Annotated in this window: 26 protein-coding genes and 1 pseudogene; 10 read left to right on the forward strand and 17 right to left on the reverse strand. The window is 31.0% G+C overall.

The genetic code is table 11. The annotated features are described in order from the left end of the window. The first annotated feature begins 165 nt into the window (after positions 1–165). From sroA to sarA, 5 genes are all read left to right on the forward strand, one after another. Positions 166–372, forward strand: coding sequence for a sigS mRNA-stabilizing protein SroA (gene sroA / locus FNL83_RS10465; RefSeq protein WP_001832147.1), 207 nt, complete (start codon positions 166–168; stop codon positions 370–372). A 15-nt stretch (positions 373–387) separates the two neighbouring features. Further along, positions 388–612, forward strand: coding sequence for a DUF2922 domain-containing protein (locus FNL83_RS10470; RefSeq protein ID WP_054828587.1), 225 nt, complete (start codon positions 388–390; stop codon positions 610–612). 353 nt (positions 613–965) lie between these two features. Further along, positions 966–1895: a DMT family transporter gene (locus FNL83_RS10485; RefSeq protein WP_001832125.1), complete on the forward strand. Its 930-nt coding sequence runs from the start codon at positions 966–968 to the stop codon at positions 1893–1895. A 325-nt stretch (positions 1896–2220) separates the two neighbouring features. Continuing rightward, the gene (locus FNL83_RS10490; protein ID WP_002438787.1) at positions 2221–3174 is read left to right on the forward strand and encodes an efflux RND transporter periplasmic adaptor subunit; all 954 of its coding nucleotides are present in this window, start codon (positions 2221–2223) and stop codon (positions 3172–3174) included. Between the two features lie 412 nt (positions 3175–3586). Next, positions 3587–3961 (forward strand): global transcriptional regulator SarA, encoded by a 375-nt coding sequence (gene sarA / locus FNL83_RS10495; protein ID WP_001832055.1) that lies wholly within the window; start codon positions 3587–3589, stop codon positions 3959–3961. Positions 3962–4133: 172 nt separating this feature from the next. Here sarA and FNL83_RS10500 read toward each other — a convergent pair whose 3' ends face one another. The 13 genes and pseudogenes from FNL83_RS10500 to adhP all read right to left on the reverse strand — a co-directional run bounded on the left by FNL83_RS10500 (position 4134) and on the right by adhP (position 16673). Continuing rightward, the gene (locus tag FNL83_RS10500) at positions 4134–4910 is read right to left on the reverse strand and encodes an alpha/beta fold hydrolase (protein ID WP_001832174.1); all 777 of its coding nucleotides are present in this window, start codon (positions 4908–4910) and stop codon (positions 4134–4136) included. Positions 4911–5118: 208 nt separating this feature from the next. Continuing rightward, complete coding sequence (locus FNL83_RS10505; protein ID WP_002456002.1) at positions 5119–5838, reverse strand: hypothetical protein; 720 nt, start codon at positions 5836–5838, stop codon at positions 5119–5121. 244 nt (positions 5839–6082) lie between these two features. Next, on the reverse strand, positions 6083–6592 hold the full coding sequence (locus tag FNL83_RS10510) for an SA0570 family protein (RefSeq protein WP_002438783.1): 510 nt from the start codon (positions 6590–6592) through the stop codon (positions 6083–6085). A 202-nt stretch (positions 6593–6794) separates the two neighbouring features. Continuing rightward, the gene (locus tag FNL83_RS10515) at positions 6795–7592 is read right to left on the reverse strand and encodes an alpha/beta fold hydrolase (RefSeq protein WP_002438782.1); all 798 of its coding nucleotides are present in this window, start codon (positions 7590–7592) and stop codon (positions 6795–6797) included. Then, positions 7570–8298: an HAD family hydrolase gene (locus FNL83_RS10520; RefSeq protein ID WP_001832134.1), complete on the reverse strand. Its 729-nt coding sequence runs from the start codon at positions 8296–8298 to the stop codon at positions 7570–7572. Before FNL83_RS10520 ends, FNL83_RS10515 begins: the two co-directional genes overlap by 23 nt. A gap of 58 nt (positions 8299–8356) precedes the next feature. Continuing rightward, the gene (locus tag FNL83_RS10525; protein WP_002456003.1) at positions 8357–9301 is read right to left on the reverse strand and encodes a FecCD family ABC transporter permease; all 945 of its coding nucleotides are present in this window, start codon (positions 9299–9301) and stop codon (positions 8357–8359) included. A gap of 278 nt (positions 9302–9579) precedes the next feature. Further along, on the reverse strand, positions 9580–10467 hold the full coding sequence (locus FNL83_RS10530) for an ABC transporter substrate-binding protein (RefSeq protein WP_002456004.1): 888 nt from the start codon (positions 10465–10467) through the stop codon (positions 9580–9582). A 448-nt stretch (positions 10468–10915) separates the two neighbouring features. Further along, on the reverse strand, positions 10916–11668 hold the full coding sequence (locus FNL83_RS10535) for a MerR family transcriptional regulator (RefSeq protein ID WP_002438776.1): 753 nt from the start codon (positions 11666–11668) through the stop codon (positions 10916–10918). Between the two features lie 54 nt (positions 11669–11722). After that, entirely contained in the window at positions 11723–12358 is a 636-nt protein-coding gene (locus FNL83_RS10540; RefSeq protein ID WP_002456006.1) for an endonuclease III domain-containing protein, read from the reverse strand. Positions 12359–12614: 256 nt separating this feature from the next. Beyond that, complete coding sequence (gene argS, locus FNL83_RS10545) at positions 12615–14276, reverse strand: arginine--tRNA ligase (protein WP_002438772.1); 1662 nt, start codon at positions 14274–14276, stop codon at positions 12615–12617. Further along, positions 14273–14689 (reverse strand): YwiB family protein, encoded by a 417-nt coding sequence (locus FNL83_RS10550; RefSeq protein WP_002456007.1) that lies wholly within the window; start codon positions 14687–14689, stop codon positions 14273–14275. Before FNL83_RS10550 ends, argS begins: the two co-directional genes overlap by 4 nt. Positions 14690–15178: 489 nt before the next feature. Continuing rightward, positions 15179–15570 (reverse strand): annotated as a pseudogene (locus FNL83_RS12120) (hypothetical protein). An 80-nt stretch (positions 15571–15650) separates the two neighbouring features. Continuing rightward, entirely contained in the window at positions 15651–16673 is a 1023-nt protein-coding gene (adhP, locus tag FNL83_RS10570) for an alcohol dehydrogenase AdhP (RefSeq protein WP_002438761.1), read from the reverse strand. Between the two features lie 291 nt (positions 16674–16964). On the opposite strand from adhP, the gene larA reads away from it, so the two are divergent. From larA to larC, 4 genes are read left to right on the forward strand one after another with little or no spacing between them, the layout of a single operon-like run. Continuing rightward, entirely contained in the window at positions 16965–18233 is a 1269-nt protein-coding gene (gene larA, locus FNL83_RS10575; protein WP_002456009.1) for a nickel-dependent lactate racemase, read from the forward strand. Positions 18234–18252: 19 nt separating this feature from the next. Continuing rightward, entirely contained in the window at positions 18253–19080 is an 828-nt protein-coding gene (gene larE, locus FNL83_RS10580; RefSeq protein WP_002468728.1) for an ATP-dependent sacrificial sulfur transferase LarE, read from the forward strand. Between the two features lie 14 nt (positions 19081–19094). Continuing rightward, entirely contained in the window at positions 19095–19871 is a 777-nt protein-coding gene (gene larB, locus FNL83_RS10585) for a nickel pincer cofactor biosynthesis protein LarB (protein ID WP_049387477.1), read from the forward strand. Beyond that, positions 19868–21055, forward strand: coding sequence for a nickel pincer cofactor biosynthesis protein LarC (larC, locus tag FNL83_RS10590; RefSeq protein WP_002438754.1), 1188 nt, complete (start codon positions 19868–19870; stop codon positions 21053–21055). The genes larB and larC overlap by 4 nt, the downstream gene beginning before the upstream one ends. Before the next feature lie 84 nt (positions 21056–21139). Here larC and FNL83_RS10595 read toward each other — a convergent pair whose 3' ends face one another. The 4 genes from FNL83_RS10595 to FNL83_RS10610 form a co-directional block, all read right to left on the reverse strand. After that, positions 21140–21646: a YwhD family protein gene (locus tag FNL83_RS10595; protein ID WP_002438753.1), complete on the reverse strand. Its 507-nt coding sequence runs from the start codon at positions 21644–21646 to the stop codon at positions 21140–21142. A 56-nt stretch (positions 21647–21702) separates the two neighbouring features. Next, on the reverse strand, positions 21703–23001 hold the full coding sequence (locus FNL83_RS10600; RefSeq protein WP_002438750.1) for an HD domain-containing protein: 1299 nt from the start codon (positions 22999–23001) through the stop codon (positions 21703–21705). Between the two features lie 91 nt (positions 23002–23092). After that, a complete protein-coding gene (locus FNL83_RS10605; RefSeq protein WP_002438748.1) occupies positions 23093–23569 on the reverse strand; it encodes a GNAT family N-acetyltransferase in 477 nt (158 codons plus the stop codon). 616 nt (positions 23570–24185) lie between these two features. Further along, complete coding sequence (locus tag FNL83_RS10610; protein ID WP_049387478.1) at positions 24186–25124, reverse strand: aldo/keto reductase; 939 nt, start codon at positions 25122–25124, stop codon at positions 24186–24188. A 155-nt stretch (positions 25125–25279) separates the two neighbouring features. Here FNL83_RS10610 and hypR point away from each other — a divergent pair, with 155 nt between their 5' ends. Then, entirely contained in the window at positions 25280–25702 is a 423-nt protein-coding gene (gene hypR, locus FNL83_RS10615; protein WP_002468721.1) for a redox-sensitive transcriptional regulator HypR, read from the forward strand.

Here is a 25702-nt window from a genome sequence, read left to right on the forward strand (position 1 = left end):
TACAACTTAACAATTCTACTTACCTCATATACCTTCTAAAACAGGTTTCATAATTAATGATAAATGACGTTTGTATCACATCAAAGGCATTTGCCTATATTTTTCAAAAAATGTGTCCTTTTTTTTCAATCTATTTCGATATATATAGTGAAAGGAGGTTTTATTATGAATGAAGTCAATCAAGTGACGATTATCTTTACTCAAATCAAACATAATTCTGAAGGTAAAGTAGTCGAACATAAGCGTCGTTTTTCTAACATTAATCCGCTTGTTTCTAATGATCAAATCAAATCTTTTCGTTCCATCATTGAACGTATCAGTGGCGAAGAGTATGACAAAGTCGAGATCGTTAAAACAGAATCTTTAATTTAAGGAGGATACATCAGTATGTCAAAAACTTTGGAACTCGTATTTAAATCAAATCTTAATAAACCCGTCAAATTACTATTACCCGATTTTAACGCTATTACTACAGAACAATTAATTAAAGAAAGTATGAACCAACTTTTAGAATTAGACATTTTAAGATTTAGTTTGGGAAAGCCTGTCAAAATTTATGCTGCACAACTTATTGATAAAAGGACAACTGTTATATTTGAAGATAAAAATTAATTCATAAAACATTATTTTTGACGCTTTATTTAAAGTACTAAAATCATAAAAAAGACTTATCGAAGAACAAATTTTTTAAAATTGTTCAAGTCTAAAAAAGAACTTAATTTACATTGTTCTTTTATTAATATGAAGTGAGATATCAAATTCAAAATGATGTCTCGCTTTTTTTAATTCTAAAACTTGTTTAATGTGCATTTTATTATAATGATTCATCAAAATAGTATCGGCTGTATGACACCTCGGAACATTCACAACTTATTTCTATACTTTGCTTATGGCTCAATCATTTTAGAAACATGATTATGAATGGTATGATAATCATATTAAATTGAGAAAGTTGGTTTTTATCATTGTTTTTTCTATATCTTTTAGGAATTTTTGTTGGCATGTTACTTCCTATTCAAACTTCAATCAACTCAAGGCTAAGCCAATTTACCCGTTCATCTTTTTATGCTTCAACCATATCTTTTGCTGTCGGAACAATATGCTTACTTGTGCTTAATATCATTATTCATCCACAAGTATTAACACCAGAATTCTTTTCTAAGCAAACACTTAACTATACTTGGGTCCTAGGAGGACTATTAGGTGTTATCTATTTAACTGGAAACTTATTATTATTACCAAGATTAGGCGCAGCACTTACTGTTGTTATTACGGTTACAGGGCAAATTATTATGGGTGTAATCATTGATACATTTGGATTATTGGGCGCCCATCAACAATCTTTTACATTATTTAAAGGTGTTGGAATTATATTTTTAATTACTGGAATTATATTTATGAATTATGTTCGTAGACATCCTGTTAATAGACATAAGAATACACCAATAGTATTCTGGTTGCTTATTGGATTCGTATTTGGTTTCGCTCCGCCAATCCAAACAACAATCAACAGCACACTGGCTCAACACACACACTCATCCATATTTGCTTCACTCATATCATTTAGCGTTGGTACAATAGCGTTATTTATATTAACATTAGTATTTAATCGTAGTCTGAAAATATCATCTACTCATAAAACACTAGGTAAGATTAAATCTATTTATTTTATTGGAGGGATACTAGGAATGGCATTCGTAACATCTAATATTATTTTAATGCCTTTCTTAGGAGCAGCTTTAACTACTATAATTGCTATGATGGGCCAAATGATTATGGGTATTATTATCGATCATTTCGGTTTGTTGGGTTCACCTAAAAACAAAATAACATCACGTAAGTTAGGTGGATTATTATGTATAGCTATAGGTATTATTTTATTACGATTATTTTAAATTCCTTATTCTGAATAAAAATTATCCGCTTATATTAATGTAGATTCCTCATACAAATAAATGTCTATTTCGAACTGCCAACAAAGATTTTGTCTTTGTTGGCAGTTTTTATGAGTGATTCTTCTTATAGTAACATTTATGTAGAATCATATATTTTAAAATTAAAGATAGCCTTCTATTTTTCAATTTATTAAATTGATTTACTTTATTTTTTGAAATAAAACAATATACAAACCAAAAGTAATGCTTATTTTAAAATTAATATATTTTCATTTAAAATAATAGTGTATAATAACCTCACAATAATATTATGAGGTGAACATCCATGACCAAGCAACGCATCGTTATTTCTTCATTACTATTCATTTTCATTCTCACAACTTGTAGTTTTAGTTACATTACTTTCTCTAAATTAACTTCTAAAACAGAAGATATTAAAAATATAAAAACTATAAAAGCAAAGCCCAAATTACTCCTTTCAACAACTGGTATACAAGCCCCTCTTAACAGCTATATTTTCTACTACACTCCCACTTTAGGACAACTCCAAAAACTTTTAGTAAAAAATCATAGCAAAGTATCTAAAAACACTCCAGTGTTAGAATATTACAATTATGAAAAAGATCATTTATATGAGGAACTCCAAAATACACTTAGTAATGAACGTAACAACAAAACTTTAAATTCTAAAAATGATTTACATTATTATTCATTCCTTAATCAGCTAAAATTACAAATGATTCAAACTAAATCCTCAATTAAATCCACTTTATTTTCACCAATTAATGGAAGTATTTCATATATTAATTCTATCCCTTCAAAACCAAACGAAAAGATAGTGCAAATTAATAGCAACGAACGTATTATTCGTGCTAATATATCAGAATCTGAGTTGAATTTATTAAAAATAAATCAAAATATTTCTGTAACATCTAGTGACAACACTCAATTTACTAGTAAAATTAAAGAAATTTCGAATATACCATCAAAAATAAAAAATGGCGTCTCATATTACGACATTTTACTTTCTACACAACCCAATCATCAAATTGGAACACACTTTAAAATCAAATTAGCCTCAAATGACATAGAGTTACCTACGTCAGCTATTGTTCAAAAACGCTATGTTTTAATTCTAAAAAACGGGAAAATTACAAAAAGAGAAGTAACATACAAAAAGAGTTTAAAAAGTGGGTATATTAATATAACTAAAGGCTTATTGATAGATGAAAAAGTTGTTAAAAATCCTACTTCTAAATTAATAAACATTTATATATAAAAAATGTTAGTAAAATTCTTTCCAAAAAGTATTCTTTTTAGTATAATTTTTATTAAATTAAGGAAAATTAGAAACAATCTTATTTTTTTTGAATATAGCAAATGCTACATTGCTAATTCAAGTATAAACTTTAAAAGATAATTTGTTTTATAAACACTTATTTGTTTACTTCTTAATTTTATTTAGTTATAATTAACTAAATAATATAGCATTAAATATATTCTTTAAATTTAAATTAATACTATATTATGACGGACACTTTCGTATTTTCATAAGAAAAATAGATATAAATTAATAAATTAGGGTATAGTATCCAAGTAATCTTAATTCAATAATATAATTAACTATCTTTAAATTTAAAAAGATGGGTTTTAAGATTTATGGATATGATATAAATAGGGAGGTTTCATTAATGGCTATTTCAAAAATCAATGACTGCTTTGAATTATTAGCTATGGTCACTTATGCTGACAGATTAAAAGGAATAATTAAAAAAGAATTCTCAATCAGCTTTGAAGAATTTGCAGTATTAACTTATATTAGTGAGAATAAAGAAGAGGAATATTATCTTAAAGATATTATCAATCACTTAAATTATAAACAACCTCAAGTTGTTAAAGCTGTTAAAAATTTATCTCAAGAAAATTACTTTAATAAAAAACGTAATGAACACGATGAAAGAACTGTTTTAATCTTAGTAGATTCTAAGCAGCGTAAAAAAATCGATGATTTACTTAAACGAGTAAACAACCGTATCACAGAAGCAAATAATGAAAATGAAGTATAATGGCTAGGGAGTAAAACAGATATTTCTTTCACTTATGAAAGATAAGACTGTTTTACTCTTTTATTAAGTTAATACGATAGTGATCTGAGTCCAAACTTTACTGCTACTACAAAACCCTCAAATGATTTTCCGACAATAATCATTTAAGGGTTTTTATTTATGTTCTTATTTTTTAACTAACAAAATCTAAGTAGAGTTTCAGGAATTTTTCTGGTTCCTCGATATGTGGTGCATGTCCTGAATTATCAAATACAATTTTTGTAACTTGATCATAATATTGATCCATATCATAATGACTTTTATTTTGTATGAGTGGGTCATACTTACCATTCACAATTAAAGTAGGTATGGACACATTATGATGAACACGAGTTAAATCTTTAATATTAAGCAATGCACGTACTGCAATTGCACTTTCTTCCGGAGTTGGTCTATTGTATAATTTTTGGCTTTGATACCATTTCATTGCTTTATCTTTCTCTTTAAATAATTTAGAGAATAAAATAATCATTGCCTCAGATTTATTAAAGCCTGCTAATTCTTCTTGGTAATCAACCATTAATTTGTTGAAACCATTTGCAATGTCTTCACTTTTGGCCGAAACAATTGTCAATGTAATCACTTTATATTGATATTTTTCAGTAAATTCACTCGCAATGATGCCCCCCATATCATGTCCTAAAATATGTGCAGAATCGATATTTAATGCTCCCATTAAATCATTTAAATCTTCAACATGATCTTTTAATTCATATGATTCTGTTCGTGAAGATTTTCCATGACCTCTGACATCATAAGTAATTACTCTATACTGCTTCTTGAGTTCATTTTTTAAATCTTTAAATCCTGCCAAGTTTCCATCTAATCCATGAATTAAAATGATGGGGATGCCTTCGCCTTCATCAATATAGTTAAGTTCAATCTGATTACAAATTTGAATTTTATTCATCTTGGCACCTCCCTTTAGTCATTTATATACCCATATTAAAATAGTGTTACGCTTTTAGGTTATTTTCAGTGTAATTAAATTATTTGTATATTAAAATAGTGATTCATTTTCTAAAACAAACTTATATGGTAAACAAATGATATATTTTAATAAATTAAAAAACTCAGAAAGATATGTCTAGCATATTTTCTGAGTTTAAATCTTTGTATTATGATGATTTAGTGCGTTCAGATAAACGTATCGTATAAAAAATGATTAGCACAACAAGTATAATCCAAATTGCTAAAGAGAAAAACTGTGCAATTTCCGGGTCAGTTACCATTGCATCTATTGTTTTTTGACAAAATAGTAAGCCAACTCCTACAAATTCTATACGTTTAAAGAATATACCAACAAGACTTAAAATAATTCCAGCGAAAAATACAAACTGATGACCATAGATAGAAATAGGAATAATAGCCCAGTTAAAGTGAAACCCTTGCATAATTACTAGAATTAAAGCAATAATACCAATGATTATTCCAGTTCTCATTTCATACTTATTACTGTATAGATAATTTTTTTTGGCAATACGCACATATAAAATGAGTGTTATTGGAAATATAACTAAGCAATAAAACAAGCTTATACCGGTAATTGCTTGAAAAGGTACATATTGTTTATCGTACAAATATGAAATAAGAATAAAGTTAATGATAAAGAAAATCATTGGATTGAGTTGTAATGCAAACAAATTACGCTGAATTGTTAATATTAATTGCGCAGGTGATTTACCTCTATATTCAATGTAATCTTGATCTTTTTCTTCAGACTTTTTAATATCTTGTCGATATTTTTCTTTTATATCATCAATTAAGTGTGGTGACATTCCTTTGTGACTAAAATAATCATTAATATTTTCGAGTAATACTTTATCATTCGTACGCATGATTTACTCCTTTTCATTTAAATCTTGATGTAATTTGTAGATTTCATAAGTTAATCATTTTCAAATTAAAATTTTATCATACATCTTACAATTTTACTTGAACATAATGATTAATCATATCATCATTAGCAACTAAAATGAAAAGAAGAGCTAAAGTGAAATCCATTTTACAAATTATGATTTCAACTTTAAACTCTTCAAATTTCAAACTATTTTATCTTATAAAACGTATATCCAATTCTTCTTATTTATTTAAATCTATACGATATAACTTCACATTTTTATCCTTTGGTGAATTTGAACTGAATTGATAACTTGCTTGATCTTTTTGAATATAGCCAAAGTTACCTGTAACATTATTATAATGTACACGACTTATAGCTTTATGACCAAGTTGTTGTTTTACGGCTTTGTATGAAGGGCCGTTTGCATCATTATATGTCATTGATACGCGTGTAACATTTCCTCTTTCTTTTTTACCATTAGCTGTTACTAGCAAAACACCTTTATCAGTTCTAAATTCGTAATACTTTTCATTACTATTTGGGTTATAAGAATAGATAGGATGACTATACTTTTTTAATACACTCTTCATTGATTCGCCTATCTTAACGTTTTCTAATGATTTATCACCTTTGTTTAATTGTTGTACTGTTTTCATTGAATTACCAGTTGCCGCTTCAACGTTGTTTCCAACGCTTACTCCAGTTAAAACTAATCCTAAAACAAGTAATGATGTTATTAGTTTCTTCATAAGCACTCACTCCTTTAATTCTTTATGTCTTCTGTGCTCATGTTAATTGTACTATAAATATTACTAAAATAACAATAATATTACAAAATGATTACGTGGATTTAGTAGATGACTTTTTTAACAACTGTTTTAGCGCTTATAGAGAAACCTATCTTTCTTAATTCATTGATTATTACCTTACAAAATCTCAGTGTGAACTCTTTTATTTAGGTGCATGTTGTTGAATGAAGTTTGTTGTCTCTTGAGTAAATTGAGCCTGTTCTTCAACAAAAGGATATGCACTTGAATGTTGATAGACGTTAAATTCACAGTGTTGAATCAAATCTGCGACTTCTTTAGCTTCTAGTGTAGTTGTACGTTCTCCGTGTTCTCCAGCAACAATAAGCGTAGGAACTTGAACATGCTTGAAAACATCTGCAATACCTTCAGATTTGAAGACATCTTTAACAGCTTGAATTTCTTCTTTAGTAGAAATACTATTTGTATCAACGACATGCTTTAAAAATTTATTCATCTTACGCGCTTTATAATATCTACGTTTATCTAAAAATTTTTCTTGCTTATCATCTTCCCAGTTACGTATTTTATGCGCATATTTTCTGAACAAGCGTTCTTCAGGCAATTCACCTTCTATTGAAGTAGGATTAACTAATGTGATTGAGGATATATAGCCAGGATTTCTAACAGACATATCAGCAGCAATAAGTGCCCCCATCTCGTGCCCAATAAATGCTGCTTCATCTATATATATAGCATCTAATAAAAATTTTATATCGTCAGCAAAGTCATAAAACTCTATATTTCTAGGCTTATCAGAGTAACCATGTCCTCTCAAATCGATAAGCACAACCTGAAAAGACTTTGCTAATACCTTAGCTAAATCATTAAAAACAGCATAATTATCAAAAGCGGTATGCACGAGTACGACAGGATATCCTTGTCCCATAGTACTATAGTGTAATGTTGTACCGTCTTGTTTAGTAATTAAATCCATTGCCATGTTGTTCTTCTCCTTCTGTTTCAAAATTATCTGGTAAAATTTTAAGCAATTCCTCTATGGTAGTAATCGTATAATCTACTTCTTCTGTTAATGGCTCCAATTCTGCATCTTCTTGTTTATACCACACACTTACCATCCCCATTGCACGTGCAGGAGCAACATCGTTTAATGCATCATCTCCGACATACATTATTTCAGATGGTTTAACCCCCAATTGATCAATCATATCTTCAAAGATTTTAGGATGTGGCTTACGATAGCCTACAGTTTCAGAAGTAGTTAAATAATTAATAACGTGCATAATACCCAATGAATGCAATCTAAATTGTTTAATTTTGGATTTCCCATTTGCAATCACACCAATCATGTAATGATGTTTCGATAACTTTTCTAATGTATACAAAGTATCATAGTAAGGGAAAACGTAACGATAGAAATGCATTTCAAAGTCATTAAATAAATCTTTCCATTTAAGACGGTCGATATGAAATTGTTTAATGATTTCCTTATATAGATCAGGTTTATCGTTGTCTTCATCATCGTCTAATTCAATAAATTTATTCTTATAATCTGCTAATTGCACATGAATAAAATAATCATGAAACCGTTCATATTGCTCTTCTATAAACTTTTCACGCGATTTTACTCTATCTAATAGAGTACCTTCTAAATCAAAGACGATAGCCTTAATGCAGTTTAAATTCATTTTCAATGACCTCTTAATATTTTAATAATACTATTGTAGCAAAAGAGTAGTGTGAACGTCATATGTTAGTCTGTTTAATTAAAATATAAAATAGGACTGGTACACCGAGCAATGCCATCACGATGCCTACAGGAATTTGTATAGGTTGTATCATTGTACTTCCTATAAAATCTGCAATTATCATGACTACAGCACCTATGATTATATTCAATAACATTTGTAAACCTATTTGATAACGCCAATAAAATTTTCTAATCAGTTGTGGAATAATCATGCCTATAAAACCAATAACTCCAACGTATGCGACCACAACTGCTGTCATGATGGAGGCTACTATAAGAACAATATACGTTACTTGTTGTACATTTAATCCTAGAGACTGACTTTTCAATTCACCAACTTGCAGTAATTTAATTCCTTTTTGCATTAAAAATAATACTATGATTGCGACAGATGCTATCAAACTAATAATCATAACATCCTGATATTCAGCTGATGCAAAACCACCGAACAGATAACTAGCAATTGGATTCATCTTCTTAGGATTAATCAAAACAAGCAAATACAATAATGCATTTAATAGTGCACCAAATAGTAATCCCGTTAATATAAGCATTTGAACAGGATATCCTTTGGCTAACATCGCTGAAACACTTAAAACAAGTAACAGTGTGATTAAACTGAAAATAATGGAAAATATAGGGAACCATAAAAAACTAAGTCCCAAAAATAAAGCAATTCCAGATCCTAATGATGCACCACTAGCTAATCCCAATGTAAAACTATCTGCAAGTGGATTATTTAACACAATTTGATACACTTGGCCAGCTAATGTAAGTACTGCACCAGTGAGCATGGCTTCAAGTAATCTAGGTAAACGAACCTGGAATAGTATGGTTTGATTAAAAACATCATCAAGTTTTCCTACATCCCAGCTTAAACTTAAGCTCATGCTTAATATTAAAATAAATAACCATATAATGACACTTCTATATTTATTCATAACTCTCTCTTTCAATACTTTCTTAATCACTATATTAACAAAACAATACTTAAAAAGTGTAAAACGACTGGCTTCCATTCGTTGCACGATTTAGTCATCGAGTAATGAAGTTGAATCAAATGGCATATTTGCATCAGTTTAATTCAATATCCGTCTATCATAAATATTAAAAATACCTGAGACAATAACTACTGTCCCAGGCGTTTGAAATACATCTCTGTCAGCTTATTAATAAAATTAATCATCTAAGTAAAATACAATACATAGTATTCAAATGACTATTTTTTATATATATCGTCTCTTAAATCCTTTAGACCTTCATCAATACGAGGACCTGGTCGAGAAACTTCATCCCCATCTACTGTTTCAATACGTGTATTTTTAACAGCATTAATTTTATCAAAACCGCCACGTTTTTTTATCATTTCTATGTAGTCTGATTTTGATTTACCTTCTGTGGAAATCAGAATATCAGGATTACGTTTAATAATGCTTTCTTTACTTACTGATTTCCAACCTTTAACATCATCAAAACTATTTTTAGCATCTAGTTTCTCTAACATATCGTTAAAGAAGGTATCTTTTCCGGCAGTGTAAATGTCTGGTTTAGACGATACTTCCATAAACACTTCTTGTTTCTTATGATGTTTAGGAACGGAGTTAATGATTTTTTCTACATTGTGTTTTGTTTCATCAACAAGTTCTTTAGCTTGTTTTTCACGATCCGTTAATTGTCCAATTGATTTAAAAGTATCATAAGTTTCATCAATCGATTGTGCATCTTTCACATAAACGACTTTTACTCCCTTATCTTTAAGTGACTTTAGCACTTTACCTGCAGAATTTTTCTGTGACTCATGCGCTAAAATCAAATCCGGTTTAGCTTTTATTAATTCTTCTTTATTTAAATTCATCGCATCGAATTGTTTTTTACCTTTTTTTACATCTTTAGGATAATCATCCACAGTGGATACACCAACTATATCTTCTCCGATTCCTAAGCGATATAAAATTTCTGTGTTACTAGGAATGAGCGAAATAATTCTATGATATTTTTTATCGCTTTTTTCAGTGTCTTTATTATTAGATGAATGATTGGCATCTTGACCACATGCAGCCAGTACTACAATCAATGCACATATAACTATCCATAGTTTACTTTTCATTTGGAGCATCACCCTTTCACAAATTATTTTTAATGTTCCTATTCATCATATCAAAATATACCAATATTTGTAGATACAATTTTATTTGATTTTCACAAAATATGAAAAAAGACAACTTTGAATTAAATCTATTAATATATTTAACCCCAACTTGCTTTGTCTGTAGAATTTCTCGTTGAAATTCTCTGTGTTGGGGCCACAACCCCAACTTGCTTTGTCCGTAGAATTTCTCATTGAAATTCTCTGTGTTGGGGCCACAACCCCAACTTGCTTTGTCCGTAGAATTTCTCGTTGAAATTTTCTGTGTTGGGGCCCCGACCCCAACTTGCCTTGTCTGTGGAATTTCTCGTTGAAATTTTCTGTGTTGATCAGTTTTATAATGTTAGTATCAATCGGTAAAATGCTAAAATGTCTGAGACAATCAACAATGTCCCAGACACATAATGTTTTATAATTTAATAAATGTTTTTATCGCGTCAGAAATGTATAAATTCAAACCACGTTCACGTTGCTTGTTAATAAACTTTACAAATCGCTCGTCCTCAATATAAATCTGAGCTATATATTCTAAAAATTGATTGTCACAATTAGGAACTTGTTCTTTCAAAATACATTGTAATTTCTTAGTTTTTCCACTTGCTTCAAGTATAGAAACTTTGTTTAAGTATAGTTGATTCATTTCGTCAAAAAACATATTTAATTGCTTATTAATTTCCTCAAAATGATTTTGCTGTTCTGATTCATCCTTACATTTTTGTTTATCTTTATATGCTTGATAATAATGAGTATCTCCATACTTACTTGCTGCTTCTTTTTCATACTGTTCATTTAAATTGAAATTTTGCATTGTAGTTACCTCAATCTCATCGTTATCTTTGTGAAAATGATGTTCTAACGTACGGATAATATCGTTTAAGCGATCTCTTTTTTTAACAATGTGATAAAAATTATCATGTAATATTTTAGTTCTAAAATCACTATCACCTTCAAAATACGTCTGTATTTGCTTTAATGTTAAATCTAATTCCTTTAAAAAGAGAATATATTGTAACTTTGAAATATCTTGAACATTATAATATCGGTATCCATTAGCACTCATTTGTTGTGGCACGAGTAACCCCTTTTCATGATAATAATGAAGCGTGCGTATACTAACTCCGGTAATGTCAGAAAGCGTTTTGGGACTGAAGCGTTCTTTCATCATTTCACCTCCTGAATTAAAGTATGAGGTATGACGTTACGTTAAGGTCAATACTTATTTTTTAAAATAGGTATCTAAAAAGGTATAGCGTTGTTTCCCCTTACCATTAAAATAATTTTTCCCAAAATTATCTAATAAAGCGTGAAACTCATTTGCATCTTGATTTGAAAATGATTCAGGAAGTGTTAATTCCTGTTTCAATTTATGATAACTTTCTGTATGTTGATATCCCAATTTTCTAAAAATACGTCTAGTATAACTATCAGGTATGAATTCTTTACCTTTAAAAATATATACTATTAAGACATCGGCGGTCTCTTCACCTATACCACGGATGGTGAGTAATTCTTTTCTTAAGCTATCACCGTATAACTTAGCTATACTACTATAATCAAAATGATGTTGATTTAACCATAGTAACAATGCCTGTATAGCCTTAGCTTTATTTTTATAGAAACCACTCGAACGTATCACTTGCTGCAACGATTCTAAAGGCATTTTCAATATCGTCTGTGCATTAAAAGAAGTTTCTTCTTTTAATCTTGATAACGCTATATCTGCATTGTTCCAATTAGTATTTTGGACTAGAATTGCCCCAAGCATCATTTCTATTGGCGTTTCTGCTGGCCACCAATATTGAGGGCCCATATTTTGATATAGAATTTGATATAATTTTTCTATTGATAACATGATTTCTCCCCCTACAAATCTTCGCATGATTGTTATATCTCGCATGCTACATTGTCCAATTTTCCCAAGAAGTCTGAGGTGTTGTCCTACCTAATTGTTAATATTCCTTTTATAACAAACTTTATGCTGTGTCCCAATATCGGTTTGCTTTGCTTGTTTTTTCTTTTTGGAATGCATCAATAATAAGGACTAAATAATGTAAGAGCCTGTACATATAAATATGTCACAGGCTCTCGTGTATCTATTTTATGAAGTTTTACATAGATTCTGGTGCTGTAACACCTACTAATGCTAATGCATTGTGCAAGGTAATACGCACCGCTTCAATCATAGCTACATGTGCTTTAGTTTTTTCCGTATCATCTGTAAGCACTTTTTCAGCATTATAAAATTTATGGAATGCTGCAGCTAGATCCTGAATATAATTAGTTAGACGATGAGGTGCACGATGTTCGGCTGCACTCTCTATCGTCGATTCGAATTCTGCTACTTTTTTTAATAAGTCTATTGCTTTATCATTATTTATTTTAGAAAAGTCTGCATCAGTAGACACTTCAATACCTTGTTCTTTAGCTTGCTTTAGAATAGAACAAATTCGTGCATGTGCATATTGTGCGTAATAAATTGGATTGTCTTGAGATTGCTCTTTAGCTAACTCTAAATCAAAGTCAAAATGAGAATCAGGACTACGCATTGTTAAGAAATAACGTGCAGCATCGATACCGACTTCATCCATAATTTCACGTAAAGTAATCGCATTGCCTGTACGCTTACTCATCTTCACTTCTTCTCCGTTTTGCATAAGGCGAACCATTTGCATAATTTGAATTTCAAGACGATCGCTGTCTACACCAAATGTTTCTAAGCTAGCTTTGAGACGGTTAATATAACCGTGGTGATCAGCACCCATTAAATCAATTAAAATATCATTTCCTCTATTAATCTTATTGTAGTGATAGGCCGTATCTGGTGTGAAATAAGTGTAATTACCGTCTTTTTTTATTAATACACGATCTTTATCGTCTTTAAAGTCACTTGTACGTAACCAAGTCGCGCCATCTGCTTCATACGTATAGCCTAGCTCTTTCATTTTAGATAATGTATTTTTAATCGCGCCATTTTCATATAAAGATGTTTCGCTAAACCAATTATCAAAGTGCACGTTAAAATCAGATAAATCCTTTTTTAATTTTTCCATTTCATAATCGACACCAAGTTGTCTAAACGTTTTTAAGCGTTCTTCATCAGAGTAGTCTTTTATTTCTGGATGTTTAACAGCGAGATCTTTACCGATTTCAATAATGTCTTTACCATTATAACCGTCTGCCGGCATCTCATAACTCGTATCACCTAAAGCTTCGAAGTATCGTGCTTCAATTGATCGTGCTAAATTAGTGATTTGATTACCTGCGTCATTAATATAATATTCACGTGTAACATTGTAACCAGCCGCAATGAGAATATTAGCTAAAGAATCGCCTACAGCTGCATTCCTAGCATGACCAATATGTAAGTCTCCTGTTGGATTAGCTGATACATATTCTAATAAAATGTTAGTATTCTTAGATTGTGTTGCATATCCAAATCGATCACCTTTTGTGATAGCTTCTGGAATAATGTCTGTTAAATATTGATTATCCAGATAAAAGTTGATGAAACCTGGCCCAGCAATATCAACCTGTTTAACGTGTGCTTTGCTTGTATCTAAATGATCGACAATAGCTTGCGCAATTTCACGTGGATTACGCTTAGCAATTTTTGTTAAAACCATAGCAATATTAGAAGAATAATCTCCATTTTTAGTATCTTTAGGTATTTCAATTTTAATTTCTGGAATATCTTCTGCGAGGTTAGCTTTTCTAATACTAGCTTCTATTTCTTCTATTAGCGTCTGTTTAACCTGATCGATTATATTCATTCGCTTATCTCCTTATAATTTATTTCATATTGATAAGAACCCATCTTTTGTTCATCTTGATATAACTCATAATGTATTTTAAGTTTACCGCCATTATGAGTAACGAAATGCATAAGGCTTAGTGTTTTAACAGTTAAAGGTATTTTTCCGGTAGGTACATCATAGAGTGTTGTCGTCTCATGTCCTTCGACGAAATGTAAGTTCATATTAATGTCGCCTTTACGAATTAACTTTACACCGCTATCTTCAATTTTAATCGTAACATTAACTTTAGCATCTTCAATTTGTTCTTCGTAACGTATAAAATCTGCAAATTTTTGTTGCCAAGAACCTTTTGTAGTAAACTCAAATCTCTGCTTTTCACCATTCTGTTTCAAAACTTGACGGGTTTGAATGTTAATATTTTTATTCAATTTACTACTCACCTTAACCCTTACAATAATAAATGTCATTATAGCATAAAACTGCTATTGCTTGTAGTACTCAAGACATGTGTTCATGTCAAAAATTTACACAATATGAAAAGAACCTGAAACATTAATCTTGTCTCAGATTCTTTTCACATATTCACAATTCATAACTGAGGTGAAAGTGGTGCTTTCCTATTCTAGATATTGTTGCCACAGAGAACTCACACATTTAATATAAATGTCACCTATCACTTCAATCAGATTTACAATTATTCAACATCAATAATGTCAATTTCATATTTTTTTAATAAAAATCTATATTTATCGAAATATACGATGCCGAATATCATTGCTGCAATGATGAACATTGTCTTTTTCATCTTTTAACCTCATATTCCTCAAAATATTTTTAAATCTATAATATATTATAGCATTATCAAATTGTATTTCTATAAAATATTCAAGGTTAGAGTTAGTTTTCAATCATATATTTTAGAGGAAATGCCCATCTTCAAATATAACACGCTCTTTTTTATTTTGAATAAAGTAATTAAAATTATTATTTTGAAAATCACTTAAAAGAGCTTTAGATGTACTATAGTTAAACATAAAATCCTCTGTCTCAATAAACATTTTTTTAAAAAGCAGTCCGTCTTTTAAAGTGATTTTTTTATATCATTATAATCGACTTCATCTACTTTAATATATTCAAAAGTGTTAAAATTTACATTTAAAAGAGCCAAGAATTTTTTTCCAAAATAATAAACGTGTAATGGTTGTCTCTTATTTTGCCCAATAAGGAGACGACCTTTTTCAAATGTTTGTTGTGGAAAATTTAAATCTAAAAATTCTAAAATTTCATCTTCTTTTAATTTAAATCGCATAATTAGCCCTTCCTTTTTTACATTCACAAATCAAAAGATAGTTTAATTTCTAAATATTATATTATCTTTTATGTTCACTTTCAGTGCGTGCTTTTCATATCAATTACCATTCGACCCGTAATTGTTCCTTTTTCCATTTCATCAAAAATATCGTTAATTTCAGATAATTGTCTTAATTGGATTTTAGGAATAACTTTATTTTCGGCAGCAAATTGAAATGCTTCTCTTAAATCTTGTCTGGTACCAACTAATGAACCAACGACTTCAATTCCATCAAGCACTAAACGTGGAATATCTAAATCCATTTTATCTACTGGAAGTCCTACTGCTACCACACGTGCACCCGCCTTAACAACATCAACTGCTTGATTAAAAGGTGTTTTAGCTACAGCAGTAATCACCGTTGCATCTAATCCTTTATTATTCGTTAGACGATTAACTTCCTCAATAGGATCAACATTAGTTGAATTTATGATTGCATCAGCACCAAGCTCTTTAGCAAAATTTAATTTATCATCATTAATGTCAAATGCAACGACTTTCGCGCCCATTACGTTTTTGGCGTATTGCAATGCTAAATTACCTAATCCTCCCACACCAAATACGCCTAACCATTGTCCTGGTTCGATACCACTCACTTTTACTGCTTTATATGTTGTCACACCTGCACAGGTAATAGATGAAGCAGCCGCTGGATCAAGATTTTCGGGAACTTTAACTGCATAATTCGCATCAACAATGACTTCTTCAGCCATTGCCCCATCAACAGTATATCCGGCATTAAGGACATCCCTGCATAATGTTTCTCTACCAGTTGTGCAATACTCACAATTACCACATGCTGCATACATCCATGCTATAGATACACGATCCCCTACCTTTAATGAATCTACGTTATCAGCAATTTTAATGACACGTCCAATTCCTTCATGTCCTAATGTTACACCTGTTACGTCACCGAAATCTGCATTTTTAACATGTAAATCAGTATGACATACACCACAATATTCAGTCTTTACTAATGCTTCTCCAGGTCTTAATTCTCTTAAACGTTTTTCTTCAATACTTACTCTATGATCTTTGGTTACTACAGCTGCTTTCATAAAAAGCCCTCCCTAGTATTAAAGTGTAATTCTATTACTTCCACCCTTATTTTACACTCTTTTGAAATCGTTTTCCAAAAGTCCTTTCATTTATACTGAATTTTTTGTAAATTGTATATAGAGCGACATAATATCGTCACTTTTATAGCATATTTTATGATTTATTCATATATTTTATTTTTTAACTATATATATATATCATGTCAGTGAAAAGTCATCGCTCTTAATCACACCTTATAATTTTGGGGATGAAGGTGTTTATTTTAAAAATCTTAATTGGAGGGGATAAAAGTGAAGACGCAAGTTTTGTACGGAAAATCTGAAATTGAAATCAATGTGCCTGATGATAGCACAATCATAGAGCCTCAAAACATCGACGCTATTCAAGATTATGAATCAACAATTAAAAATGTATTAAGAAACCCCACAAATTCTAAACCTTTAAAAGAAATGGTAAACAGTAATGATATTGTTTCTATTGTTATTAGTGATATTACACGTCCAACGCCCAACCATATTCTTGTACCTTTACTAATTGAGGAATTAAATCATGTTCCTCGTGAGAATTTCGTAATTATTAATGGTACAGGGACTCATCGAGATCAAACGCGAGATGAATTGATTCAAATGTTAGGTGAAGATATTGTAAATTCAGTAAAAATCGTTCACAATCATTGCTCAGAAAAAGAAAGTCTAGCTAAAGTGGGACACAGTCAATATGGATGTGATGTTTATTTAAACAAAGCATATGTAGAATCCGATTTTAAAATTGTAACAGGTTTTATTGAACCACACTTTTTCGCCGGATTTTCAGGTGGACCTAAAGGGATAATGCCTGGAATTGCAGGTTTAGAAACAATTCAAACATTTCATAATGCAAAAATGATTGGCGATCCGAGATCAACGTGGGGAAATTTAGAAGACAATCCAGTTCAAGATATGGCACGGGAAGTTAACCGTATGTGTAAACCTGACTTTTTACTTAATGTTGCATTGAATAAAAGTAAAGAAATTACTGCAGCATTTGCTGGTGAAATCTTAGATACACACAAAGAAGGATGCGCATATGTAAAAGATCATGCAATGTTTAAATGTGAGCAACGCTTTGATATTGTTATCGCATCAAATTCTGGCTATCCTTTAGATCAAAATTTATATCAAACAGTTAAAGGGATGAGTGCAGCGAGTAAAGTTGTTAAAAAAGACGGTCATATTATTATGGTATCTGAGTGTGCAGATGGCTTTCCTGATCATGGTAAGTTTGCCGAAATTTTCAAAATGGCAGACACACCTCAAGGTATTTTAGAACTTATTCACAATCCAAACTTTAAGGAAGTTGACCAATGGCAAGTACAAAAACAAGCAAGTATTCAAACTTTTGCCAATGTGCATGTTTATTCAGAACTTACTGACCAACAACTTAAAGACTCGATGTTAATCCCAACCTCTAACATTGAACATACAATACAAGAATTAGAACATCGATATGGCCGTAAATTAACCATTGGTGTTATGCCACAAGGTCCTTTAACAATACCGTACGTAGAAGATAAAGAATAATAAATGGAGGATGGAAACTATGACTGAATTAAATACTAAAGAAATGAAATTAGACGCACTATTGAAAGACATGCAGAGTGTAGTAATTGCCTTCTCAGGTGGAGTAGATAGTAGCTTGTTACTGAAAAAAGCGATTGATATTTTAGGTGTTAACTATGTTAAACCTGTTGTAGTAAAATCAGAATTATTTAGAAATGAAGAGTTTGAACTAGCGCTTAAACTTGGACAAAGTCTAGGTGTTGAAGTATTAGAAACTGAAATGTCTGAACTTCAAGATGCGAATATCGTTAAAAATACGCCTGAAAGTTGGTACTATAGCAAGCGCTTGATGTATAGTCAACTTGAGAATATTAAGAATAAACTAGGATTTAATTATGTGCTAGATGGTATGATTATGGATGACTTAGATGATTTTCGTCCCGGATTAAAAGCAAGAGACGACTTTGGTGTTCGTAGCGTTTTACAAGAAGCAAAACTATATAAATCTGAAGTTAGAGAATTAAGTCATCAACATGACTTGCCTGTATGGAATAAACCAGCCTTATGTAGTCTAGCATCAAGAATACCTTATGGTGAGGAATTAAGTTTTACAAAAGTTAACAAGGTCAACGAAGCAGAAAAATTCATTTTAAGCCTAGGTATTAACCACGTACGAGTACGCTATCATCACAACATAGCACGCATTGAAGTAACAGAAGATCAATTAAATAATCTTCTTAAATTGAAAGACAGTATCATATTACATTTGAAAGAATTAGGATTTGACTATGTAACAATGGATTTAGAAGGCTATCGTACAGGTAGTATGAATGAAATCATTGATACCAAATCTACAAGTTTTAAATAAGGATGTGAGTACCTATGAGCCATAGTTATAATTCTATAGAAGAGGTGCTCAAAGCTGTAAAATCAAATCAACTATCTATTAATGATGCTAAAGCCCAACTCAGTCATTATGACGAATTGGGCTTTGCTAAAATTGACTTACATAGAGCACAGCGTCAAGGATTTCCCGAAGTTATCTTTGGGCAAGGAAAAACAAAAGAACAAATCACTAAAATCATCTCTAGTTTGATATTTCATAATGAAGTTATTCTAGTGACACGTGTTGATGAAATGAAAGCAAAATACATTTTACAACATTATCCAAACTTGGAATATCATCAAACTGCACAGTTAATTAGCACTCCACTAAAAGATATACCACAAACTAAATACTATGTTTCTGTACTTTGTGCTGGAACTTCTGATTTACCTATTGCAGAAGAAGCTGCATTAACCGCTGAAATCATGGGAGTAAGTGTAAAACGATTTTATGATGTCGGGGTTTCAGGTATTCATCGCTTATTATCCAACATTCATGATATACGCAGAGGGAAAGTTTCTATCGTTATAGCTGGAATGGAAGGCGCTTTAGCAAGTGTTGTTGGAGGATTAGTCAACCACCCTGTATATGCAGTACCAACGAGTGTAGGTTATGGAGCAAACTTGAATGGGGTTACCACCCTATTATCAATGATAAATAGTTGCGCACCCGGAACCAGCGTATTAAATATCAATAATGGATTTGGTGGCGGTTACAACGCTGCACAGATTATTCATATGCTAGAAAATAAAGAGAGTGAGGTATCTTTATGACAAAAGCATTATATTTAGATTGCCACGCAGGTATTGCCGGAGATATGCTACTTTCTGCTTTAGTTGATTTAGGAGCAAACCCTGAAGACATTGAATCAGAACTAAAAAAATTACCTTTAGATCAATTTAAGCTACATTTTCAAAAAAGAGTAAAACAAGGTATTCATGCAATGACATTAAACATTGATGTTAAAGAAGCAAATCATCATCGTCACGTTAATGATATATTTAAAATGATAGATGACAGTACACTTCCGGAAAGGGTTAAATATCGCAGTAAGAAAATTTTTGAAATCATTGGTCAAGCAGAAGCTAAAATTCATGGCATGTCGTTTGAAGAAGTTCACTTTCATGAAGTGGGGGCAATGGACTCTATTATAGATATTATTGGTGGGTGTATTGCACTAGAACAACTAGGGATTAACACATTATACTGTTCAGCTATTCCAACAGGTCATGGTAAAATCAATATTGCTCATGGCATTTATCCAATCCCTGCACCAGCTACTGCTGAAATTCTTAAAGGTATACCAATCGCACATTTTGATGTTCAAAGTGAACTCACAACCCCTACTGGTGCTGCATTTGCTAAGGGACTTGTTTCATCGTTTGGGCCATTTCCTTCAGCAACAATACAACATATAGGCTATGGCGCCGGCAGTAAGGATTTTGATTTCCCTAATATATTAAGGGTTATTCAATTTGAATCTGAATTCGAGCAACAAGATAGCGTCCAAGTAATAGAGTGTCAAATAGATGATATGACACCTGAAGCATTAGGTTATTTTATGAATAATGCGTTAGAGCAAGGTGCTTTAGATGCTTACTATACGCCTATATTTATGAAAAAAAGTCGCCCAAGCACGCAGTTAACGTTAATATGTAAATTACATGATAAGACATATTTCGAACAACTTATCTTACAAGAAACAAGTTCTTTAGGCGTCAGAAGTACTTCTGTTAATAGAAAGACCTTGAACCGCGCATTCAAAATTCTTTCTACACAACACGGCACTGTTTCCATTAAATTTGGCCTACAAAATGGAAAAATTATGAAAATGAAACCCGAGTATGAAGATTTGAAGAAAATAGCTAAAACTACAAAACAACCGTTTCAAGTAATTCATAACGAGGTATTACAACAACTCTATCAAACATATCATATAGGAAATATACTTCAATAAATTAGTTTTATTCATTTAAATTTTGCACATCAAAAAAGGATAGGGACAGTCATTCTACATAAAACAGTCACCTATCCTTTTATTCTATTCAAATGCTCGATATAGTTCTTCACTAGAATTATTCCACATTTCAACGTTATGATTTTGTAGAAATTCTTTTAAAATTTGTTTGTTATCATCACCGATTTGGTCGATGATAAATTGATGTTTCATAGACTTATCCATCATATTAACATGTTCTGGCATGCTCTTATAACCACGTCTAATACTTTTGTTAACTAATAAATAGCATGCAGTCACACCCGCATAATATGGCCCTTCTTCACTACGTTCGGTCGTCACCCAACATAGCCAGTATGCTTTAGCCTCCTCACCTTCAACTTGTGATTTGTCAGTAATCCACTTGACACCCTTTTCAACTTCAGCACGTGCGTGCATACCACCAATATCAACAAATGCCTTCTGATTTTCAACATCTATAAAAACCGGGGCAATATTATCTAAACTAATCGAACCAATATTGGTTCCTTTATGACCATCTAGTGGATCATTTTTTATAATATTGAAATTGAAACCTTTTTTCTCAGACAAACGAGATACCTCCTAATAAGTCATCAAATAAAGACTATATATCTTATTCTTAACTGTTAATTTAATTCATTAAGTAAGTTAATAATAGAACCTTTAATTTGATAATCTTTAATTTTTAAAATCATCTCTTTAGGATAATATAATTTATGGTCTTCTCTATTAATCCCTGTAATACTATTAATCACCAATGATTGATTACTTATTTCTGTAATTCCACCATTACTTTTTAATAAATGAATCGGTTTGCGATTTGAGCCTGGGCGATCATAATCATAAGGTAAATCTGAAAATGCTTCACTTACAAAGTAATAATCAGGATTAATACCACCCGCTTCAAATAATTCTTGCAATTCCGAAATGGTAATAATTGAACCGTCGAAAGGAATATATTTAAATAAATCTCGATTGATAAACCGTCTTGATAAATCACTTAATATTGTATCATTTTCATGAATCCATTTCTTCAAGTAATACAATACAACTGCTTCATCAAGTTCTACATATTGTTCAATCGTCATTGTTCCTTCAAAGAATGGTATAAAGTCTTTTGGATACATTTTAAATTCATATCCTTCATTATAAAGCTGCTTAGCTCGTTTTAAACAATTGTTTAATAAAACTTCCCCACCACGGCTTACTGGATGAAAATATATTTGCCAATACATTTGATAACGACTCATAATAAAATTTTCGACAGCATGCATACCACTATCTTTAATTAACACTTCTTCTTTAGATGGTCTCATCAACCTTAAAATACGCTCCATATCAAATGAGCCATACGTTACGCCTGTAAAATATGCATCTCTTTGTAAATAGTCCATTCGATCAGCATCAATTTGTGAGGAAATCATAGAAATAACAAGCTTATTATCGTGCGTTTTATTAATTACATCAGCTACTTGTTTAGGAAAGTTATCAGAGACTCGACTTAGTACACCATTAACCTCAGTGTCTCCTGTGATAATAGCTTGTGTAAATGCTTCATGGTCTGTATTAAATATTTTTTCAAAACTATGAGAGAAAGGACCATGACCTAAATCATGTAACAACGCAGCACACAACGCAAGTGGCCGATCAGTATTATCCCACGCGTCTTGTCCTATAAATGTCTCATCAATCATTCGGCGCACAATTTCATAAACACCCAAAGAGTGTCCAAAACGACTATGTTCGGCTGTATGAAATGATAAATACAAAGTACCTAGTTGTTTAATACGTCTCAAGCGTTGGAATTCTTTTGTTTTAATTAAGTCCCAAATCAATTGATCCTGTACGTGGATAAATCGATGAATTGGATCTTTAAATACCTTTTCTTCTGTTAATTTACTCGTTGCATATGATGATAGCGTCATACTTTCCCTCCTATCCTATATATTCCAAAAAACATTTATTTTTTGTTCCTCATATTACTAGACGAAACAATGTTAATTATTCATATGTTTGTTAAAATGATTTCTTCATTAAAGCTAAATCCATGATTTCACCATACATTTCAGGTTGATATGAGCGAATAATCTCGAATCCATGATTTTGATAATATTCGATGCCATTACTATTATTGTTATCAACTTCTAAATAAACTGTTTCATACTGGTCTTTAAACCTTTTCAACCCCGCTTCTAGCAAACGAGTTCCATAACCTCTATGTTGAGATTCAGGTCTAACATAGTGTGCAGATAAATAAAGCTCTTCACCATAAATGAAATTTGCAAAACCAACAATCTCACTATCTTCTTCTGCCACTAAAAATAATTGCTCATTTAGTCTCTTTTTTAAATGCGTTTCATTATATGAAGCGGCCAACAGTTCATTAACTGTTGAAGCAGCATAAATATTTAAATATGTGTTATACCAAGCTTTTGTCGCAACATCTCTTATCGCTACAACATCTTTTTCAGTTGCTTGTCTGACACTATACATGTGACTTCTCCCCTAACTATTTACTTCACTATTAATATAGGCATTATACCACATGTATGATACCTTAATTCAATCTAGACATTCAAAAAGCTTCACAAAAATTTATTTTAAAACTATTAATAACTACACCTTTTAAAAAATGATTATTTGACACAATATTTTTTATACACATATTTCTAATTTTTTAAAATTTAAAAGCAAGCATTAAATATTCACTCAATATTATAATTTCATACTAACCTTCTTGAAATCATGATTTGGTTATTTCTCTATTCCATTCTTTTACATGATTAAATGCTTATTTTATGAACTGCACTACGTTAGCTTTTGGACGATTGTTACCAAAAATACTGTTATCAATGTCGTCTATCTTCCTACTTATAAATAATTTCATGAATATTAAAAAGTTAATCTTAGAATTCTAATCTAAATGAGTTCAAATTCAAGACATAAAAATAAGTTAACATTCATACTCAATGGTTTATTCCATTGAGATAACAAGTATGAGAGTATGAACAGTTGTTACAAATATTTTTCAATTCAGTACTATTTTTTATTGCATAAAAAATACCTGAGACAACAAATGATGTCTCAGGTTCTTAATCTATCTCTTAAGTTAATTTTTAATTGAGAATAAACTATCAATTTTGTCTATTTCACCTTGTGATAATTCAATATTTGCAGCATCAATATTTTCAACAACTTGCTCTGCACGTTTTGCACCAGGAATGACAACATCTAGTGATGGACGTGTAAGATAAAATGCTAATACGACATTGGCAATCGTTGTATCATGTGCTTCTGCAATATCAGTTAATGCTTTTACACGACGAACATTATCTTTGAATACGTCTGGCTGAAAATCAGGACGTTCTGCACGATGATCCTCAAATGTTTGATTTTCATCGTACTTGCCAGCTAGTATACCTGAAGCAAGTGGGAAGTAAGGAACAAATGTAATATTATTTTCAGCAGCATATGCCATTACTTCTTCATTTTCACGATGTAATAAATTGTATTCTAATTGAACAACATCAACATATCCATCTTTATTCGCTTCTTTTAATTGTTCTAAAGAGAAATTAGATACACCTATTGCTTTAATTTTACCTTCATCTTTAAGCTCTTTGAGAGCGGCTACCGCTTTATCTTTTGGTGTATCGTCATCAGGAAAATGAATATAATACAAATCAATATAATCCACTTGAAGACGTTCCAAACTATTTTCAACTTGCTGTTTTAAAAATTCTGGATCGTTATTTTGAACAACTTCTCCATTTTCTTTAATAACATGTGAACCTTTTGTTGCAATTTGCACTTTCTCGCGTGGATATTCTTTTACAACTTGTCCAACTAATTCTTCGGAACGTTCGGGCCCGTAAATATATGCTGTATCTAATAATGTTATACCATTATCAATAGCTTGACGAACAACTTCTTTGCCTTGCTCTTCATCCAAATTAGGATATAAATTATGGCCACCTACTGCATTTGTACCTAATGCGATAGGAAAAACGTTGACACTAGATTTACCTAATGGTACTTGATTTACCATTAAAGTCATCTCCTTTATTTAATATACTTAAATATATTCTACCCCAATTGTAACTTATTCATTCATGTTAAATACCTATTAGGAACAATTATCTTGACCTTAAAATCATTATACGCTTTAATGTAACTAATGAAGTTACATTAAGGTGGGTAAAAATGAATTTAGAATTCAATATTGCAGTACATGTATTATGTTTTCTTGCTCAACACGATCAAGAACAATTCAATAGTAAAGAATTAGCTAAATTAACATGTCTGAACCCTGTACAACTTAGGCGCGTTCTAGCATATTTAACTGAACACAACTATATCAAAGTTCAACGTGGTAAAGCAGGAGGCTATCAAGCCAATCAACATACTGCTCAAGTAGATTTAGCCAAGTTATATCAACACTTTGTTTTAGATAAAAATAATAGCCAAAGACGATTTACTGGCGATTCTGACAGTCATTGTCAAATTTCTAAGAAAATTGCTCATACAATGTCACATTATTATTCTCAAGAACATCAAATAATTTTAGATTTTTACAAAAATAAAAATATTACAGATGTTTTGGCAGATATTTTACAGGAGGGATAA

This window comes from Staphylococcus epidermidis, from assembly GCF_006742205.1.
GTDB classification, from domain to species: domain Bacteria; phylum Bacillota; class Bacilli; order Staphylococcales; family Staphylococcaceae; genus Staphylococcus; species Staphylococcus epidermidis.

Coding starts and splice junctions, on each gene's coding strand:
- sroA (WP_001832147.1), top strand. CDS start 166: ATGAATGAAGTCAATCAAGTGACGATTATCTTTACTCAAATCAAACAT.
- FNL83_RS10470 (WP_054828587.1), top strand. CDS start 388: ATGTCAAAAACTTTGGAACTCGTATTTAAATCAAATCTTAATAAACCC.
- FNL83_RS10490 (WP_002438787.1), top strand. CDS start 2,221: ATGACCAAGCAACGCATCGTTATTTCTTCATTACTATTCATTTTCATT.
- sarA (WP_001832055.1), top strand. CDS start 3,587: ATGGCTATTTCAAAAATCAATGACTGCTTTGAATTATTAGCTATGGTC.
- FNL83_RS10500 (WP_001832174.1), bottom strand. CDS start 4,910: ATGAATAAAATTCAAATTTGTAATCAGATTGAACTTAACTATATTGAT.
- FNL83_RS10505 (WP_002456002.1), bottom strand. CDS start 5,838: ATGCGTACGAATGATAAAGTATTACTCGAAAATATTAATGATTATTTT.
- FNL83_RS10510 (WP_002438783.1), bottom strand. CDS start 6,592: ATGAAGAAACTAATAACATCATTACTTGTTTTAGGATTAGTTTTAACT.
- FNL83_RS10515 (WP_002438782.1), bottom strand. CDS start 7,592: ATGGCAATGGATTTAATTACTAAACAAGACGGTACAACATTACACTAT.
- FNL83_RS10520 (WP_001832134.1), bottom strand. CDS start 8,298: ATGAATTTAAACTGCATTAAGGCTATCGTCTTTGATTTAGAAGGTACT.
- FNL83_RS10525 (WP_002456003.1), bottom strand. CDS start 9,301: ATGAATAAATATAGAAGTGTCATTATATGGTTATTTATTTTAATATTA.
- FNL83_RS10530 (WP_002456004.1), bottom strand. CDS start 10,467: ATGAAAAGTAAACTATGGATAGTTATATGTGCATTGATTGTAGTACTG.
- FNL83_RS10535 (WP_002438776.1), bottom strand. CDS start 11,668: ATGAAAGAACGCTTCAGTCCCAAAACGCTTTCTGACATTACCGGAGTT.
- FNL83_RS10540 (WP_002456006.1), bottom strand. CDS start 12,358: ATGTTATCAATAGAAAAATTATATCAAATTCTATATCAAAATATGGGC.
- argS (WP_002438772.1), bottom strand. CDS start 14,276: ATGAATATAATCGATCAGGTTAAACAGACGCTAATAGAAGAAATAGAA.
- adhP (WP_002438761.1), bottom strand. CDS start 16,673: ATGAAAGCAGCTGTAGTAACCAAAGATCATAGAGTAAGTATTGAAGAA.
- larE (WP_002468728.1), top strand. CDS start 18,253: ATGACTGAATTAAATACTAAAGAAATGAAATTAGACGCACTATTGAAA.
- larB (WP_049387477.1), top strand. CDS start 19,095: ATGAGCCATAGTTATAATTCTATAGAAGAGGTGCTCAAAGCTGTAAAA.
- larC (WP_002438754.1), top strand. CDS start 19,868: ATGACAAAAGCATTATATTTAGATTGCCACGCAGGTATTGCCGGAGAT.
- FNL83_RS10600 (WP_002438750.1), bottom strand. CDS start 23,001: ATGACGCTATCATCATATGCAACGAGTAAATTAACAGAAGAAAAGGTA.
- FNL83_RS10605 (WP_002438748.1), bottom strand. CDS start 23,569: ATGTATAGTGTCAGACAAGCAACTGAAAAAGATGTTGTAGCGATAAGA.
- FNL83_RS10610 (WP_049387478.1), bottom strand. CDS start 25,124: ATGGTAAATCAAGTACCATTAGGTAAATCTAGTGTCAACGTTTTTCCT.
- hypR (WP_002468721.1), top strand. CDS start 25,280: ATGAATTTAGAATTCAATATTGCAGTACATGTATTATGTTTTCTTGCT.